Raw genomic sequence first — 15,577 nt, forward strand, 5'->3', positions numbered from 1 at the left:
TCAGCCACGCTCCCAGTAGCTCGGGCCGACGGGTTCGGTGAAGTCGCTTTGCGCGACGAGGTAGCCCTCTTCGTCCACCGCGAGCGGGAGCTGGGGCAGTGCCCGCGCGGCCGGTCCGAAGACCACCCTACCGCTGTCGGCCAGGTCGAAGGTCGACTGGTGGCAGGGGCACAGCAGGTGGTGGGTGGTGCGCTCGTTGAGCGAGATCGGGCACCCGACGTGGGTGCAGATCTTGGAGTAGGCGACGATGCCGTCGACGGTCCAGTTTTCCCGGCCGCGACCCGGCGTGATGTCGTCCGGCTCCATGCGCAGGAGGATCAGCGCGGCCTTCGACTTGGCGATCTGCAGCTCGACGCCCTCGATGAGGTGCTCGCCGTGCTCGTCGGTCTCGAAGATGGCGGCGGGCTCGGCGTTGACCAGGTCACCGACCTCGAGGTCGGACGCCTTGATGGGCGTGCCGACGACGTCGCGCACGACCCGCATGCCCTCGGTCCACAGCGTGTGCTCGAGGCCCGCGCCCTCGTACTCGCCGACGACCTGGCCCGGCGTGGGACCGAGGTCGCGGAGCAGTACGACGGCGGGCAGGCCGAGCATGCCGACGGCGCCCAGCAGCGAGTTGCGCACGAGGGTGCGGCGGACGATGCCCGACTCCTCGATGCCCGTCTTGAGGTCGGCGAGGACCTTGTCGCGGTCCTCGTCGGTGGAGTGAGCCGGGTGGCGCATCTCGACGATCTCCTGGTCACCCATGAGCTTGCGGGCCCACTGGATGATGCCGACCCCGATCAGCAGCAGGGCAGCACCGAAGCTGGTGCCGAGGGCCACGGTGGAGGCGCCCATGCCGAGGAACGTGTCGTGGTTGTCGCCGATCTCCAGGGTGAAGTAGGCGACGCAGAACAGGATCGCGAAGACCGCGGACAGCCCGAAGAGGCTGGCCACCTGGCGCTCGGCGCGCTTCGCGGCGCGCTCGTCCACGTCGGTCGGGCGCCACTGGTGGGGGTGCACGCCCGGGTCGGCGATCGGGTCGGCCTCGTGCATGGTCGCGACCTGGGCGCCGTGCCCGTCGCCCTGGCTGGGCACAGTGCTGGGGGTGTGGTCGCTCATCAGGCCTCCACCTTGTCCTTGCTAGTGCGCGTGGTGTGCGCGGCGATCCAGACGGCGAAGCCCACGAGCGAGCCGATGCCGACGAGCCAGGCGAACAGGCCCTCGGCGACGGGGCCGATGCCGCCCATGCCGAACCCGCCGTACTCGGGGGTCGTCTCGAGGGACTGGAGGTAGGCGATGACGTCGCGCTTCATCTCGGGGGAGAGGTTGCCGTTGGTGAAGTTGTCCATCGCCTGGGGGCCGGTCAGCATGGCCTCGTAGATGTACTTGGGCTCGACGCCACGCACCTGGGGCGCGTAGCCGCCCTGGGGCATGGCTCCGCCGGAGCCGTCGAAGTTGTGGCAGGCGGTGCAGTTGGTCAGGAAGATCTGGCCGCCGCGGACGACCGCCTCCTCGCGCTCCTCTTCCGAGAGGCCCTCGAGGGAGTAGTCCTGCTCGGAGGGGATGGCGGGGCCGGGGCCCAGCGACGCGACGTACGCGGCGAGGGCGGCGATCTCCTCCTCGCTGTACTGGACCTCCTTGCGCGGCACCTGGGCGCCGGGCTGGGCCATCGGCATGCGGCCGGTGCCGACCTGGAAGTCGACCGCGGCGGCGCCGACGCCGACCAGCGAGGGGCCGATCTGGTAGCCGGGGCGGGCGGTCGAGATGCCTTCGCCGTTCTGGCCGTGGCAGAAGGAGCAGCCGACCAGGAACAGCTCGCGGCCCTTGGCGACGAGCTCGGCGTCGGACTCGGCCTTCTGGGCCTGGGCCGGGGCGAGGACGGTGTAGAGACCGCCGGTCAGGAGGAGGCCGAGCAGCAGTACGACGAGGCCGGCGAGGGGGCCGCGACGATGCTGTGAGAGCCGACCAGCGGAGCGGTTCAGCAAACGCACGTTGAGTCCTGTCTTGATCCGGGTCGAGCTGTCACTTGATGAGGTAGATCGTGGCGAAGAGGCCGATCCACACGACGTCGACGAAGTGCCAGTAGTAGGACACGACGATGGCGCTGACCGCCTGCTCGTGGGTGAAGCGGCGGGCGATGTAGGTGCGGCCCAGCACGAACAGGAAGGCCACGAGACCACCGGTCACGTGGATGCCGTGGAAGCCGGTCGTCAGGTAGAACATCGTGCCGTAGGCGGAGCTCGGGATGGTCACGCCCTGGTGGATCAGCTCGGCGTACTCCAGGGCCTGGCCGCCGATGAACACCGCACCCATGACGTAGGTGAGGATGAACCACTCGCGGAGGCCCCAGCCGCCGACCTTGAGCACCGAGCCCGTGCGGCCGACCTGGCCGCGCTCGGCGGCGAAGACGCCCAGCTGGCAGGTGACCGACGACAGCACCAGGATGACGGTGTTGACCGTGGAGAAGGGGACGTTGAGCTTCGCGGTCTCCTGGGCCCACAGGTCCGGGCTCACGGCGCGGATGGTGAAGTAGGCCGCGAAGAGGGCCGCGAAGAACATCAGCTCACTGGAGAGCCAGATGATCGTCCCGACGCTGACCATGCTCGGCCGGTCGTGGTGCCCATGAAGTCGGGATGCCGGAATCGCTGTTGCTGTCGCCACGGGCGCCATTATGTCGTGAGTGGGACCCGAGGGCACCCCGACCCCCTGTCTTTGAGAGTCATATCGTTCATGGGGTGATCCATCCCGTACTGACGACCGACGAGGTCCTTCCGAGATTCACGCTCGCGCGGGTCTTCACGGACTGGGGGATCGACCCCCTGCCCTTCGTCCTGGCCGTCTGGGTCGCCGGTCTCTACCTGTGGGGCGTGGCCGTGCTGACGCGCCGCGGGGACCGCTGGCCGGTGGGCCGGACCCTGGCTTTCGTCGTGGCCGGGATGGGGTCGTTCTTCTTCGCGACGCAGTCGGGCCTGGGCCGCTACGACACCACCCTGCTGAGCGTGCACATGGTGCAGCACATGGTGCTGTCGATGGTGGTGCCGCTGTCGCTGGCGCTCGGCGCGCCCGTCACGCTCGCCCTCCGCACGCTCCCGGCCCGGCCGCGGCGCTGGCTGCTCGCCGTACTCCACTCACGAGTGGCCAAGGTGCTCTCGTTCCCCCCGCTGGCGTTCCTGCTCTACGTCGTGTCGCCGTGGGCGCTCTACTTCTCGAGCTGGTACGACGCGTCCCTGGCGTCGGCGTACGTCCACGAGATGATGCACGTCCACCTGGTGGCGGTGGGCGCGCTGTTCTTCTGGCCGCTCATGGGCATCGACCCGCTGCCCGGCCGGGTCGGCTACCCGTTCCGCGTGCTCCTCACGGTGCTGACGCTGCCGTTCCACGCCTTCCTGGGCGTCACGATCATGGGGCAGAGCACGCTGATCGGGGGCGAGCACTACCTCGCGCTCCGGGAGGGGCCGATGGGGGCGTGGCTGCCGGACCCGTACGAGGAGCAGCACCTCGCCGGCGGGATCCTGTGGGGCGCGGGAGACCTCATCGGCCTGGTGTTCTTCGCGGTGCTCTTCACCCAGTGGGTCCGCTCGTCGATGGCGGAGGCGAAGCGGGAGGACCGGCGGCTGGACATGATGGAGGCCCGCGCCCGCCGCGAGCAGCCGCCGCCCGGTGGTTGAGGAGGGCCGTCCAGGCCCCGTCTCGAAACCCCGGGCACTACTATGCCCACGTGACCGACACCACCACGCCGTTGAAGGTCCTCGTCTACAGCGACGACGTCAACACCCGCCAGCAGGTCATCCTCGCGCTCGGCCGCCGGCCGCACCCGGACCTGCCGGAGCTGCAGTACGTCGAGGTCGCGACGGAGCCCGTGGTCATCCAGAACATGGATGCCGGCGGCATCGCGCTGGCGATCCTCGACGGCGAGGCCGTGCCGGCCGGTGGGATGGGCATCGCCAAGCAGCTCAAGGACGAGATCTACCAGTGCCCGCCGATCCTGGTGCTGATCGGGCGGCCGCAGGACGCCTGGCTCGCCACCTGGTCGCGTGCAGACGCGGCGGTGGCGCACCCGATCGACCCGATCCAGCTGGCCGACGTGGTCGTCGACCTGCTGCGCTCGCGCGTCCCCGCCACCACGGCCTGACGGACGGCCCTTCGCTGGTCGAGCAGCGCTGGTCCTCGGTGGTCGAGTCGCGCTGGTCCTCGGTGGTCGAGTAGCGCCCGACGAAGGAGGGCGCGTATCGAGACCCCCGGCGCCGTCCCCGGCCGGTCGAGCGAAGTCGAGACTGCCCCGGCGCCGCGGCGTACGTCTGGAACACTCGGCGCCATGACGCACACGTGGCCAGAGGTGCTCTCGACCCTCGTCTCCCGTCAGGACCTGTCCGCCGAGCAGGCCGAGTGGGCCCTGGGGCAGGTGTTCGCCGGAGAGGCGACGCCCGCCCAGATCGCCGGTTTCGCTGTCGCGCTGCGTGCGAAGGGCGAGACGGTCGAGGAGCTGGGCGGCTGTGCGGACGCGATGCTGGCCGCCGGCAACACCATCGACGTCCCCGGGCGCCTTCTCGACGTCGTCGGCACCGGCGGCGACCGCTCGATGTCGGTGAACATCTCCACTATGGCGGCGATCGTCGCCGCAGGCGCCGGAGCGCGTGTGGTCAAGCACGGCAACCGGTCGGCCTCGTCCCAGTCGGGCTCCGCCGACGTCCTCGAGCGGCTCGGCGTACGCCTGGACCTGCCGCCCGCCCGGGTCGCCGAGGTGGCCGAGGAGGCAGGCATCACGTTCTGCTTCGCGGCGACGTTCCATCCGGCCATGCGCCACGCCGCGGTCGCGCGGCGCGAGCTCGGCATCGGCACGACCTTCAACTTCCTCGGCCCGCTCACCAACCCGGCCCGCCCGGCCGCTCAGGCGATCGGCTGCGCGGACCGGCGGATGGCGCCGGTGATGGCCGGGGTCTTCGCGAGCCGCGGCGTGGACGCGTGGGTCTTCCGTGGGGACGACGGGTTCGACGAGCTCACCACGACGACCACCTCCGCGGTCTGGGCGGTACACGCCGGTGAGGTCAACGAGACCAAGGTCGACCCCGCGGCGTACGGCATCGCTCCCGCGACGACCGAGGACCTGCGCGGCGGCGACGCCGAGCACAACGCCGAGGTCGTACGCCGCCTGGTCGCCGGCGAGAAGGGCCCGGTCCGGGACGCCGTGGTGCTCAACGCCGGGGCCGCCCTCGCCGTGCACGGGGCGCCGGAGCTGCCGGTCGACGAGGCGCTGGCCGCGGGCATCCAGCGCGCCGCGAACGCGATCGACAACGGGTCCGCTGCTGCGACCCTCGAGCGCTGGGTCGCTGCGACGGCGCGCTGAGGGGCACGACCCACTTAGCGGAAGCGTCCGGCGTTCAGCCGGAGTACCACCCCTGCATGACCGCGACCGCGTTGAGCACGACCAGCGCGAAGAACATCGCGCCGATGACGACGTTGTTGTTGAGCCAGCCGTTCCTGAACATCCGCGGCACGCAACCCTTCTGGAAGACTTCAAGGGTAGGAGCCGGCGCGCGTCGCGCCAAGGAAAACTTGCTGGGGCGTCGGGTCACGGGTCGAGCACGAAGCCCGCGCCCTCGCGCCGGAAGCCGACACGGTCGTAGTAGGGCGCGACCATCGTCGGGGACGTGACGACACGACTCAGCCCGTGATCGGTCAGCATCCCGCTCCGCCCGCAGACGAACTCACCGGGTGAGAAGTCGCAGTAACGGGGCGCGACGTAGTCCAGGTCCACGTACGCTGCGGCGATGAGGTCGAGCACCCGGAAGCGCAAGACCCGCGACTGGCAGGGAGAAGACCAGCAGGGCACTGCCGTTCAGCCTATGAGGTCGAGCCAGGTCACTTGCCGGATGCTATCCGCGTCGGCTCACTCCGCCGCCTCCGGCGGAGTGAGCCCTCACCGGACGACGTACAGCTTGACGATCTTGGACTTGGACGATGCGGTGGAAGCGTTGCCGCTGTAGACGGCCTTGATCTTGTGCTTGCCGACCTTCAGCTTCGGCAGCCGCCAGCCGATCTTCCCGTCGCGGGTGGAGACGAGGGTCAGCGTCTTGAGGCGCTTGGCGCCGTCGTAGACCTTGATCGGACCCACTGGACCCTTCACGCCAGGCACGGTGACGGTGATGCCGATCTTGACCCGCTTCGCCGGCGACGTGCGCGTCTTCGAGAGAGTGGCGACAGTCGACGAGACGAGCTTCGGCACCGCCACGGCGGCTGCGGCGGCTGCACCGTCCGAGAACCCGGCCTTCCTGGCAGTGACGGTGGCGGAGATGTCCTTCCCCGCGTCCCCTGGCTTCAGCGTGTAGGACGGGGTGGTCGCCCCAGGGATAGGTGCACCGGTGCGGAGCCACTGGTAGCCGAAGGTCCCGCCGGGCTCGGCCCAGGAGCCGGTGGACACCCTCAGGGAGTTGCCCACCACGGCTGTCCCGGTGATGGCCGGCGGGGCCGTCGCCTGGAGCGCGCCACCAGCCGAGACCCCGATGCTGTTGCTGACGGACGTGCCGTCGGAGAAGCCGTCCTTCTTGCCGGTCACCTTGAGTGAGACGCTCTTGCCGTAGTCAGCCGCCGACAGGACGTACGTCGCGGCGGTGGCGCCGCCGATGTTCGCGCCGTCGCGCAGCCACTGGTAGGTGCTGGTCACTCCTGCCTGGTTCCACGTCGGCAGCGTGCTCGTCACCGTCTGGCCCACGCCTGTGCCGGTCGGGGCGTGGATCTGGGCGCCCTGGACGACCCCGACGCTGGCGTCGACCGAGAAGGTGCCCTCGGCCGAGCCGATGGCGTTGCCGCCAGGGTCCTTCGCGGTCACGGTCCAGACGTAGGTGCCGGTGCCTAGGGTGGAGACGGCCGCGTAGCCCGAGGCGACAGTCGTCGTGTTGACGGTCGCACCCGATCCCGAGGCTGGCCTGACCTGGACCGCGTAAGTGGACGCCCCGGCGACCGGGGCCCACTGCAGCACCGGCGCGTTCGCGGGCTGCGAGCCGCCGTTGGCGGGCGAGACGATCGACATCGCGCCGGAGCTCACCAAGAAGCGGCCGGGCTCCGACCACGGCCCCTTGTTGCCGTCGGCGTCGGTCCGCCGCACGCGCCAGATGTAAGGCTGTGGACTGGGTGACAGGGGAACGTTGTGGGCGTATGCCGGTGTTTTGAGGTTGGTCTTGCCGAACACCTTGTTGGCGCTCGAGAACGTCGCGTCGTTGTTCTTGTAGACCTCGACCTCGTAGGAGCTGGCGAAGGCCTGGGACGCCCAGCGCAGGGGAGTCGTGCCGGCGACCACCTGCTGGCCCACCGGGGACGTGAGACTGACCTGCGGGCTCTGCTTGGTGAACGTCTTGACGGTCGACCAGGTCAAGCCGTTGTCGTCGGAGTCGATGGCCTGGACCCGCCAGTGGAAGGTGCCCTCGGGGTAGAGGCGATCGAAGGCCGTGTAGGTCGTCTGATCGACCACGCGCTCGTCGACGAGCGGCGCCGCGAACGACAGGTCGTCGTCCACCTGGATGCGGTACTGCTTCGCGGCCTGGGGGCGCTCCTCACCGGTCCGAGCCCAGAGGGCAGCGCGGTTGGTGTCGAAGTAGTTGTCCCAGGAGAATGTGATCTCGGTGCCTGCCGGTGAGCTCGAAGTGAGTCCGATTGAGCCGGCGAACGCGTCCCCGCCGACTGCCGGAGACTGCTTGACGAAGCTGTGCTGGGCGTTGCCGATGGTGGAGACCGGATCTGGCCCGCAGTTACCGATCGTCCGGCAGGGCCTGATGTGCCAGTAGTAGGCCTGTCCTGCCTGGTTATCGGCGTAGGTGTGGTCCTGGTTGTCGAGGGTCGGGGCGTAATAGGTGTTCGCCGTCGCTGGGATCGCGCTGCTCGGCTCGATCAGGTTCGTGAAGCTGGCGTCCTCGCTGACGTAGACCATGTAGAAGGACGCCCGCACGTCAGGGGTCCAACGCAGCACCGGCGTGGCAGGCACCGTGCACGGGCCCGAGCCCGGGACGCACGGCGTGCCGGTGGGCGGGTCAGCCTCGAAGAGCGCCAGCTCTCCGCCGTCGAGCGCCACCGCGTGGCCGGTCACTGAAGTAAGCGGCTGGACGGTGAAGCGCCCCTCGGGCCCTGTGGCCAAGATCGTGTCGTCGGCGGCAAAGGCCATGACCTTCCAGTCATAGCTGCCGGGCTCGAGCAGACGCTTCGACGTGTCCGTCATCGCTGGATAGGGGACGGGCTGGCCGAACAGGTCTCCTGCTCCGTGTCCGAACCACACCTGGTCGGGACCTGGTGTAGCGGGATCCTCGTCGGTGGCGTTGCCGATCAGCACCGCGTAGTGGTGTGCGGCGGGCAGCGGCGACCAAGTGAGGGAGGGGGCCTGTTGGATGCCCGGAGTCGAGCTTGTGGGCGACAAGGGGGTGAGGCCCGGCTCCGGCTCGCTCGGCACGGACCCCGAGACGTTGAACGTGTTGATGTAGTTGACCGAGCGCTCGCCCTTGGCGTTGACCGCCATGATCTCCCAGCGGTGGGGGTTGTTGGCGGGGTCCAGCGGCGTGGTGCCGTCCATCGTGTAGGAGGTCGACGAGGTCGTCGCGCTGTCGACTTCGGAGCCGTTGGCCCGCCTGATCCTGATCTCGTACGTCTCCGCGCCGATCACGGGGTCCCACGTCAGAGTCGGCACGTCGACTGTCTCCCCACCCGAGGGCGACAGGTTCTTGACGCTCAGCGGCTGATAGATGAAGGAGTGGGTGGGGGAGTAGAGGCCCTGCACGCCGGGGATCTCGCCGGGCTGGGTGCGGGGGCGGTCGAGCGGGCGCACGCGCCAGTAGTTGATCGCGCCCGCCTGCGGGAGGCAGTCCTCGTTGATTCGGTTGGTGCTGGGCTGCCCGTTCGTGTTCACGGCGAATGCGCCGGGCGTGAACGTGGTGCCGGCAATGCGGCAGCTGTCGAAGGTGCCCGCGGAGAAGTTGCTCTGTGTGCCGACCTGGAGCTCGTACTCCGATGCGTGCTTGACCGAGCGCCACTGGAAGTGGAACGGCGCGCCGACGGTCTCGAGCGTCGCCTTAGCGGGGTAGACGGGCTCGGGCACGTACGGATAGGTGCGGTTGAAGCTGAAGTGGGACTCGGTCCACGGCGTCGCGTGCCCCGTCAGGTCGACCGCCCGCACCCGCCAGAAGTACTGGTTGTTGTTGTAGGTAATCGGCGGCGAGTAGCGCGTACCGAGGATGCCGAGCTTCTCCTCGATGAGGGAGCCTCCGACGGTGAAGTCGGTGTTGGTCGCGACCTGTACGTCGTAGGACTTGGCGCCCGGCACCGGAGCCCAGTCCAAGACGACGTCCTGGAGTTCGATGTCCGGATTGTCGGGCGGCGAGGTGATCGTGGGCGCGGCGAGCGGGGAGATGACGAAGCGCGAGGCGTTGCTCGGCATGGATGCGAAGCCCGGGCCCTTGCTGGCTGTGACCCTCCAGTACCAGTCGCCGTCCTGAAGGGGGTCGGGGACCACGAGCGAAGTGGTCTGGGTCGTGTAGCTGAACGCCCCGACGAAGTCGTTGTCGCCATCCACCTCCACCGAGTACGACGTGGCGGAGGGGACACCGGTCCAGGACAGCAGCGGTGGATTGGCCGGCTGGACGAGGACCGCACCCTCGGCCGGAGAGGCCGGGACAGGCACCTTCAAGGCCGGATTGCCGAAGGAGTGATCCGACCAGGACGACGACTCGCTCGCGGAGTTGAGGGCCCGCACGCGCCAGAAGTTCGTTCCGGACTTGAGGTTCATCGTCGGGATGTACGTGTTGTTGACCGTCTGCACGGTGGCGTAGGGGCTCCCGAAGCCTGCGTCGTCATCGACCTGCACCTCGTAGCGCGATGCTCCTCCTGCGTGCGCCCACGTGAGGATGCTGGTGGCGTCGTCGGGCTGCTGCACGGACAGAGACCCGGGGGCATCCGGCGGTACGGCGCTGGCGAGCGGCGCCGGTCCGCTGAGGCTGACGGCCAGGCCAAGTGCCAGCGCCGCGGCGGCCCCCGCAACATGGGCTCGGCGCTCGTGCGTGCGTGTCATCCGGAGCTCCCCTGCAGACAATGCGGACCCGCCGAACCTAGGACGGCCCACCCCGCCTGCGGGTCTGAATGGAGGCGAGTGGCCCCAACGGACTAGTGAATGCCGCCGAAAGGCCTAACCACCTAGAGAGCCAACGGCCCCGCTACCGTGTCCCCATGATCACCGCCATCGTCTTCGTCAAGGCCGACGTCGCGCGCATCCCCGAGGTCGCCGAGGCGATTGCCGCCCTCGACGGCGTGAGCGAGGTCTACTCCGTCACCGGGCAGATCGACCTGATCGCGCTCGTGCGGGTCAGGGCGCACGACGACGTCGCGGCCGTCGTCGCGGACCGGCTCAACAAGGTGCCTGGTGTGACGGCAACGGAGACGCACATCGCCTTCCGCACCTACTCGCGACACGACCTGGAGTCGGCGTTCTCGCTGGGGCTTGACTAGGTCTCGATACGCCTCTCTCGTCCCTCGGTCGGCTACTCGACCAGCGAGTGGGGCGTCGGATCAGCGGGCGGGCTGGTGCTCGGGCCGGAGCAGCCCGCGCTGCTCGTCGAAAGGCACGAGCGAGAGACGTGACTGGTTGACGGCGTCGTAGACCGCGAGGTGCCGGGACGCGCCGGCAACCGGGCAGACCCACTCGCCGTCGACGTCCACCAGCCGGAGGCCGGGTGCCTCGAGCCAGCGCAGGATGCGCTCGGTCTCCTCCGCAGTCGCCGCGGGCACCGGCCCGGGGGCGGGCGCCACGGTCTCGGCGGAGGCGCGCAGCTCGCGCACGAACTGGTGGGCGTCGGCGCCGGGCGGGATCACTCCGGCAGCGGCCAGCCGCCCATGCCGGACGACGTGGACGGACCACCGGCCGTCGTCCTCACGTCTGGCCGCGACGACCTCCGGGCACCGGGTGAGCGCCGAGAGCCGCTGCGTGCGCGCGGCCGCCCGGATGAAGGTGGCGAGCCGGTCGCGGTGCATCCCGGCCTCCTCGAAGCGCTCGAGCTCGGCCAACGCGGTCATCCGCCGGTTGATCGCCTCGACGACCTCGTCCGGCCGGCGGAGCAGTGTGTCGCGCAGCTGCCGCACCACCGCGGCGTACGTCGCCTCGTCGGCGCTGCCGTCGCAGGGAGACAGGCACCGGCGCATCTCGGCGAGCACGCAGGGGGAGCGGGACGGCTCCTTGCCGAGCCGGTCGCTGCACTGGCGCACGGGGAACGTCTCGTGCAGCGCGGCCAGGCACTTCTCGGCCGTGCGCCTCGAAGAGAAGGGACCGAGGTAGTCGCCATCGTCATCGAGCACCCGCCGGACCAAGGAGAGACGCGGCCACGCCTCGCGGGTGAGCTTGACGAAGTGCACCTTCTCCGGGAAGCGGGAGCGGCGGTTGTACTTCGGCTTGTGCTCCGCGATGAGGCGCAGCTCGCGCACTTCGGCCTCGAGCGGGGTGGCGCACTCGATGCCTGTCACCGACGCCGCCAGGCCGACCATCTCGCCCATCCGGGACCTGGTCTCCGAGGCCGTGAAGTAAGTGCGCACCCGTGTGCGCAGGTCCTTGGACGTGCCGACGTAGAGCACGCGGGAGCGGTCGTCTCGGAAGAGGTAGACGCCCGGGGCGTGCGGGAGGGCCTCGGCCAGGTGGCGCTTGCGGCGCTGGGCGGCCGTGACCCGGCTGCTGAAGGTCTGCAGCTCCTCGAGCGTATGCACGCCCAGGCCACCCAGCCGCTCCATCAGGCCGTGGAGCACATCGACCGTGGCTCGGGCGTCGGCCAGCGCCCGGTGGTTGGGCGTCGTGGACGACCCGAACGCCTTGGCGAGCGAGGAGAGCTTGCAGTTGGGCGCGTCGTCGCGGGTCACCACGCGACGGGCCAGCTTGGCCGTGTCCAGCACCTCGAAGCGAGGCCACGGCTGGCCGAGCTGCTCGGCGAAGTGCTTGAGGAAGCCGACGTCGAAGGGCGCGTTGTGCGCGACCAGGACCGTGCCGGCCGCGAACTCCAGGAACGCCGGCAGGGCCGAGTCGATCGACGGGGCGTCGGCGACCATCGAGTTGGTGATGCCGGTGAGCACCGCAATGAACGCGGGGATCTCGGCGCGCGGGTTGACCAGCGTCTGGAACTCCCCGAGCACCTCGCCGCCGCGCACCTTCACCGCGCCGATCTCGGTGATCATCGAGCCACCCGCCGCGGAGCCCCCCGTGGTCTCGAGGTCCACCACGCAGAAGGTGGTGTCCCGCAACGGCCGCCCCAGCTCGTCGAAGCTCCGCTGGTCCTCCCATCGGGACTGGGGGGCTCGTGCGGCACTGCTCATGTCGAGGACGCTAGGGCGGACCACCGACAATCCCGCGGCGACGCGCGCACTACGCTGGCAGCGCCGCCACGCCGACCGGAGGAGAAGCACCCGTGAGCCACGAGATCCCCGACGCCACCCACCGCTGGCGCTGCGGTGGCTGCGGCAACCTGACCCGCTTCGACGTCACGCGCACGCGGCGCACCACCGAGTTCTGGCACTTCGACCTCGCCGGTGACCACCGGGTCGAGTCGACCGAGGTCAAGGACGAGACGGTCGAGCGCGTGTCCTGCCGCTGGTGCGGTCGCGACGACGCCATCGAGCGCGTCGACCGCAACGAGGCCGAGGCGTCCACCGACCCCTCGACCGCAGGCTGAGTCGAGGCCCGGACTCAAGGCAGAGGGCTGACATGCCCGAGCTCCCGGAGCGCGTGCGGGCACGCGTGCTGGCCCTGGCGGCCCAGGTGCTGCCCGTGGTGACGCCGCTGCCGCCGGCGCTGCGGCGGGTCGCGGCCTTCGCTCCGGCGCGCCGCGCCCGGCTGGGTGCCTCGAGCATCTGGTCGGCACTCGAGGAAGACGACTTCCGCGAGCGAGTCGCGACCCAGGTCTCCGCCCTCGACCTGGACAGCGACGCGCCGACCCGTGCCGCCCTGCTCTGGCTCGCCCGCGGCGACGGATGGCAGGAGGAGCTCGAGGCGACGCTCGGGAGCCTCACCGGGGAGTCGTCGGCCACCCGGGGTGTCGACAGCGCGGAGCTCGACCGGGCGCGCGAGCAGGTGGCCTCGCTCCAGCGCGAGCTGCGCGACTTCCGTGCCGCGCAGCGGCATCGCCTCGACGAGCTCAAGTCGGACAACGCCACACTCCGCCGCAAGCTGGGCGAGGCACGGGCCCAGCTGCGCGAGAGCGAGGCCGCCCGCCAGGAGGCGGAGGAGGCCATGCGTCGTGCGCAGGGCGCCGCCACCGAGGCCGCCGAGCGCGCGCAGGCAGAGGTACGCCGCCTCCGCGCCCGGCTGGACGAGGCGACCGCAGGACTCGCCGCCGGCCGGAAGGAGGTGCGTGAGGGGCGTGACGCCGCGACCCTCCGGGCGCGATACCTGCTCGACACGGTCCTGGAGGCCGCCGCCGGGCTCCGCAGGGAGCTGGCACTGCCGGCCGTCGAGGGCGCGCCCGGCGACCAGGTCGAGGGTCGCCTCGTCGCGGGAGCGGAGGCCGCGGGCCGTGCAGCTGGCCCTGTCGCGCTCGAACAGCTACTGGCCATGCCGAGATCACGGCTGGTGATCGACGGCTACAACGTGAGCAAGGCGGCCTGGCCGAGCAGCTCGCTGGAGGCGCAGCGCATCCGGCTCGTGCAAGCCCTCGCGCCGCTGGCCGGCCGCACCGGTGCGGAGACTACGGTGGTCTTCGACGCGGCGTCGTCGACGACCCGACCGGTCACCGTCCAGCCGCGGGGCGTCCGGGTGGTCTTCAGCCCCGAGGGCGTCATCGCCGACGACGTGATCCGCGAGCTGGTCGCGGCCGAGCCCGTCGGGCGGGTGGTGGTCGTGGTGACGAGTGATCAGGAGCTCGCGACCGACGTGGCAAGGGCCGGGGCCCGGGTGGTGTCCTCGGACGCCCTGGTGGCCCTGATCGAGACCTGAGCCGACGGCGCGACACGCCGGTGGCCGCGGCGTACGGGGCTCGTTGTCGGTGGCCCCTGCCAGCGTCCCCGGCATGACCACGCACATCGACTGCGACACCTGCCTCGTCCGCGGGCTGCACTGCCACGACTGCGTCGTGACCGTGCTGCTGGGTCCGCCTGACGAGCTCATCCTCGACGACGGCGACCGAGAGGCGCTCGATGCCCTGGCGGCGGGCGGCCTGGTGCCTCCACTGCGGCTCGTCACCCCGATGCCGGCCCCGATCATCGAGTCGGCCTGACGCGCGCAAGGGGCCGTCGGGGTCTCGACTTCGCTCGACCAGCCGGGCCGCACTTCGCTCGACCTGCCGACCTCGTTTGGCGCGCCGCGCGGAGCACCACTAGTCTGAGCGCCCAGAGGTGACCGTGGAAGTGGATCATTCGGATCCGCGCGGTCACCACGCCGAATCCCTGAGGCTCACCGTCCGGCATGCCGGCGGGAGTGGACGGGAGCCGGGGAACCACTTCCCCCTGGGGTGAATCGCCGTCAAGGCGCCGCGAGGCGAGGAGACGACGTAGGGCAGGTCGTGCCCGAACCCGTCAGCTCACCCGGTAGGCGGACGACTAATTGAGGGAGACCCCCGCACGTGGCTCGTGACCGCAAGCGCATCGGCAGCGCCATCCTCGGCCTCACCACCTTCGCAGCACTCGGCTTCGTTCCCTCCTCCCCAGCGTCCGCCGAGCCGGACATCAAGACCGTCAAGGCCAAGGTCGAGCGGCTCTACCACGAGGCCGAACAGGCCTCCGAGCGCTACAACGACGCCAAGCTCGACCTCGCCGAGCTCCGCAAGGACCTCGCCGCCGTCCGCTCCGACGAGGAGCGTCAGGACGACCGGCTCGAAGACGTGCGCGAGCAGGTGACCGACGTCGTCCTCCGCCAATACCAGGGTGAGGGCATCTCCACCGTCGGCCAGGTCTTCGTCTCCGAGGACCCCGAGTCCTTCCTGGGACAGCTCTCCACGATGTCCGCCTTCGGAGAGATGCAGGAGAGCCTCTTCTCCCGCTACTCCACCGAGCTGCAGGCCCTCGACCTCCGCCGTGAGGCCACCGCCGAGCGGGCCGCGGAGATCGCGAAGAAGACGGCGCAGCTCGAGGCCGAGAAGAAGACGATCGACGAGAAGCTCGACGAGGCCAAGGACGTGTTGGCCGACCTCGAGGAGGAGGAGCGCGAGCGCGTGCTCGCCTCCCGCGGCGGCGTCACCCGCATGCCCAGCTCGGTGCCCGCCTCCGGCCGCGCCGCTGCTGCCATCTCCTACGCCATGGCCCAGGTCGGCGACGCCTACGTCTACGGCGCCACGGGCGAGAGCGCCTTCGACTGCTCCGGCCTCACCATGCGCGCCTGGGGTGCTGCGGGCGTCGGCCTGCCCCACTCGTCCAGCGCGCAGTACGGCTCCGGCCCGCACATCCCGGTCAGCGCCCTCCAGCCGGGCGACCTGGTCTTCTACTACAGCCCGATCAGCCACGTGGGCATGTACATCGGCAACGGCCTGATCGTGCACGCGGCCAACCCGAGCACCGGCGTCCAGGTCACCGGCCTCCACTCCATGCCCTACGTCGGCGCGGTCCGCCCTGGCTGACCAGCCCCCGTCGAGGACCGGTCACCCCCGCTGGTGGGTGG

Annotated in this window: 14 protein-coding genes and 1 riboswitch; of the genes, 8 read left to right on the forward strand and 6 right to left on the reverse strand. The window is 70.4% G+C overall.

Annotated features, from left to right (window positions below):
- The 3 genes from qcrA to ctaE form a co-directional block, all read right to left on the reverse strand.
- Complete coding sequence (gene qcrA / locus DDE18_RS10205; protein ID WP_245916624.1) at window positions 1-1,035, reverse strand: cytochrome bc1 complex Rieske iron-sulfur subunit; 1,035 nt, start codon at window positions 1,033-1,035, stop codon at window positions 1-3.
- Between the two features lie 65 nt (window positions 1,036-1,100).
- On the reverse strand, window positions 1,101-1,973 hold the full coding sequence (gene qcrC / locus DDE18_RS10210; RefSeq protein ID WP_116572160.1) for a cytochrome bc1 complex diheme cytochrome c subunit: 873 nt from the start codon (window positions 1,971-1,973) through the stop codon (window positions 1,101-1,103).
- Window positions 1,974-2,004: 31 nt separating this feature from the next.
- The gene (gene ctaE, locus DDE18_RS10215) at window positions 2,005-2,583 is read right to left on the reverse strand and encodes an aa3-type cytochrome oxidase subunit III (RefSeq protein ID WP_245916581.1); all 579 of its coding nucleotides are present in this window, start codon (window positions 2,581-2,583) and stop codon (window positions 2,005-2,007) included.
- 134 nt (window positions 2,584-2,717) lie between these two features.
- On the opposite strand from ctaE, the gene DDE18_RS10220 reads away from it, so the two are divergent.
- From DDE18_RS10220 to trpD, 3 genes are all read left to right on the forward strand, one after another.
- A complete protein-coding gene (locus DDE18_RS10220; RefSeq protein WP_245916583.1) occupies window positions 2,718-3,650 on the forward strand; it encodes a cytochrome c oxidase assembly protein in 933 nt (310 codons plus the stop codon).
- Between the two features lie 50 nt (window positions 3,651-3,700).
- Window positions 3,701-4,114, forward strand: a complete 414-nt coding sequence (locus DDE18_RS10225) for an Rv3143 family two-component system response regulator (protein WP_116572163.1) — start codon at window positions 3,701-3,703, stop codon at window positions 4,112-4,114.
- A gap of 183 nt (window positions 4,115-4,297) precedes the next feature.
- Window positions 4,298-5,326: an anthranilate phosphoribosyltransferase gene (gene trpD / locus DDE18_RS10230; protein WP_116572164.1), complete on the forward strand. Its 1,029-nt coding sequence runs from the start codon at window positions 4,298-4,300 to the stop codon at window positions 5,324-5,326.
- Window positions 5,327-5,551: 225 nt separating this feature from the next.
- Here trpD and DDE18_RS10235 read toward each other — a convergent pair whose 3' ends face one another.
- Together DDE18_RS10235 and DDE18_RS10240 are read right to left on the reverse strand one after the other, a co-directional pair.
- On the reverse strand, window positions 5,552-5,776 hold the full coding sequence (locus DDE18_RS10235) for a hypothetical protein (RefSeq protein ID WP_116572165.1): 225 nt from the start codon (window positions 5,774-5,776) through the stop codon (window positions 5,552-5,554).
- Between the two features lie 123 nt (window positions 5,777-5,899).
- Entirely contained in the window at window positions 5,900-10,027 is a 4,128-nt protein-coding gene (locus tag DDE18_RS10240; RefSeq protein WP_133241205.1) for an Ig-like domain repeat protein, read from the reverse strand.
- A 155-nt stretch (window positions 10,028-10,182) separates the two neighbouring features.
- Here DDE18_RS10240 and DDE18_RS10245 point away from each other — a divergent pair, with 155 nt between their 5' ends.
- Window positions 10,183-10,461 carry an Lrp/AsnC family transcriptional regulator gene (locus tag DDE18_RS10245; protein ID WP_116572167.1) on the forward strand — a complete coding sequence of 93 codons (279 nt, stop codon included), beginning with the start codon at window positions 10,183-10,185 and terminating at the stop codon, window positions 10,459-10,461.
- A gap of 60 nt (window positions 10,462-10,521) precedes the next feature.
- Here the strand turns inward: DDE18_RS10245 and DDE18_RS10250 are convergent, their stop codons facing one another.
- The gene (locus DDE18_RS10250) at window positions 10,522-12,306 is read right to left on the reverse strand and encodes a DEDD exonuclease domain-containing protein (RefSeq protein WP_116572168.1); all 1,785 of its coding nucleotides are present in this window, start codon (window positions 12,304-12,306) and stop codon (window positions 10,522-10,524) included.
- A gap of 92 nt (window positions 12,307-12,398) precedes the next feature.
- On the opposite strand from DDE18_RS10250, the gene DDE18_RS10255 reads away from it, so the two are divergent.
- From DDE18_RS10255 to DDE18_RS10270, 4 genes are all read left to right on the forward strand, one after another.
- The gene (locus DDE18_RS10255; RefSeq protein WP_116572169.1) at window positions 12,399-12,662 is read left to right on the forward strand and encodes a hypothetical protein; all 264 of its coding nucleotides are present in this window, start codon (window positions 12,399-12,401) and stop codon (window positions 12,660-12,662) included.
- 32 nt (window positions 12,663-12,694) lie between these two features.
- Window positions 12,695-13,921 carry an NYN domain-containing protein gene (locus tag DDE18_RS10260; protein WP_116572170.1) on the forward strand — a complete coding sequence of 409 codons (1,227 nt, stop codon included), beginning with the start codon at window positions 12,695-12,697 and terminating at the stop codon, window positions 13,919-13,921.
- A gap of 73 nt (window positions 13,922-13,994) precedes the next feature.
- Entirely contained in the window at window positions 13,995-14,201 is a 207-nt protein-coding gene (locus DDE18_RS10265) for a hypothetical protein (RefSeq protein ID WP_116572171.1), read from the forward strand.
- A 149-nt stretch (window positions 14,202-14,350) separates the two neighbouring features.
- Window positions 14,351-14,531, forward strand: a riboswitch (cyclic di-AMP (ydaO/yuaA leader).
- Window positions 14,532-14,546: 15 nt separating this feature from the next.
- A complete protein-coding gene (locus DDE18_RS10270) occupies window positions 14,547-15,536 on the forward strand; it encodes a C40 family peptidase (RefSeq protein ID WP_116572172.1) in 990 nt (329 codons plus the stop codon).
- Window positions 15,537-15,577: the final 41 nt, after the last annotated feature.

It is taken from the genome of Nocardioides gansuensis, assembly GCF_003076135.1.
Lineage (GTDB): Bacteria > Actinomycetota > Actinomycetes > Propionibacteriales > Nocardioidaceae > Nocardioides > Nocardioides gansuensis.

Coding starts and splice junctions, on each gene's coding strand:
- qcrA (WP_245916624.1), bottom strand. CDS start 1,035: ATGCACGAGGCCGACCCGATCGCCGACCCGGGCGTGCACCCCCACCAG.
- trpD (WP_116572164.1), top strand. CDS start 4,298: ATGACGCACACGTGGCCAGAGGTGCTCTCGACCCTCGTCTCCCGTCAG.
- ctaE (WP_245916581.1), bottom strand. CDS start 2,583: ATGGTCAGCGTCGGGACGATCATCTGGCTCTCCAGTGAGCTGATGTTC.
- DDE18_RS10245 (WP_116572167.1), top strand. CDS start 10,183: ATGATCACCGCCATCGTCTTCGTCAAGGCCGACGTCGCGCGCATCCCC.
- DDE18_RS10240 (WP_133241205.1), bottom strand. CDS start 10,027: ATGACACGCACGCACGAGCGCCGAGCCCATGTTGCGGGGGCCGCCGCG.
- DDE18_RS10265 (WP_116572171.1), top strand. CDS start 13,995: ATGACCACGCACATCGACTGCGACACCTGCCTCGTCCGCGGGCTGCAC.
- DDE18_RS10250 (WP_116572168.1), bottom strand. CDS start 12,306: ATGAGCAGTGCCGCACGAGCCCCCCAGTCCCGATGGGAGGACCAGCGG.
- DDE18_RS10260 (WP_116572170.1), top strand. CDS start 12,695: ATGCCCGAGCTCCCGGAGCGCGTGCGGGCACGCGTGCTGGCCCTGGCG.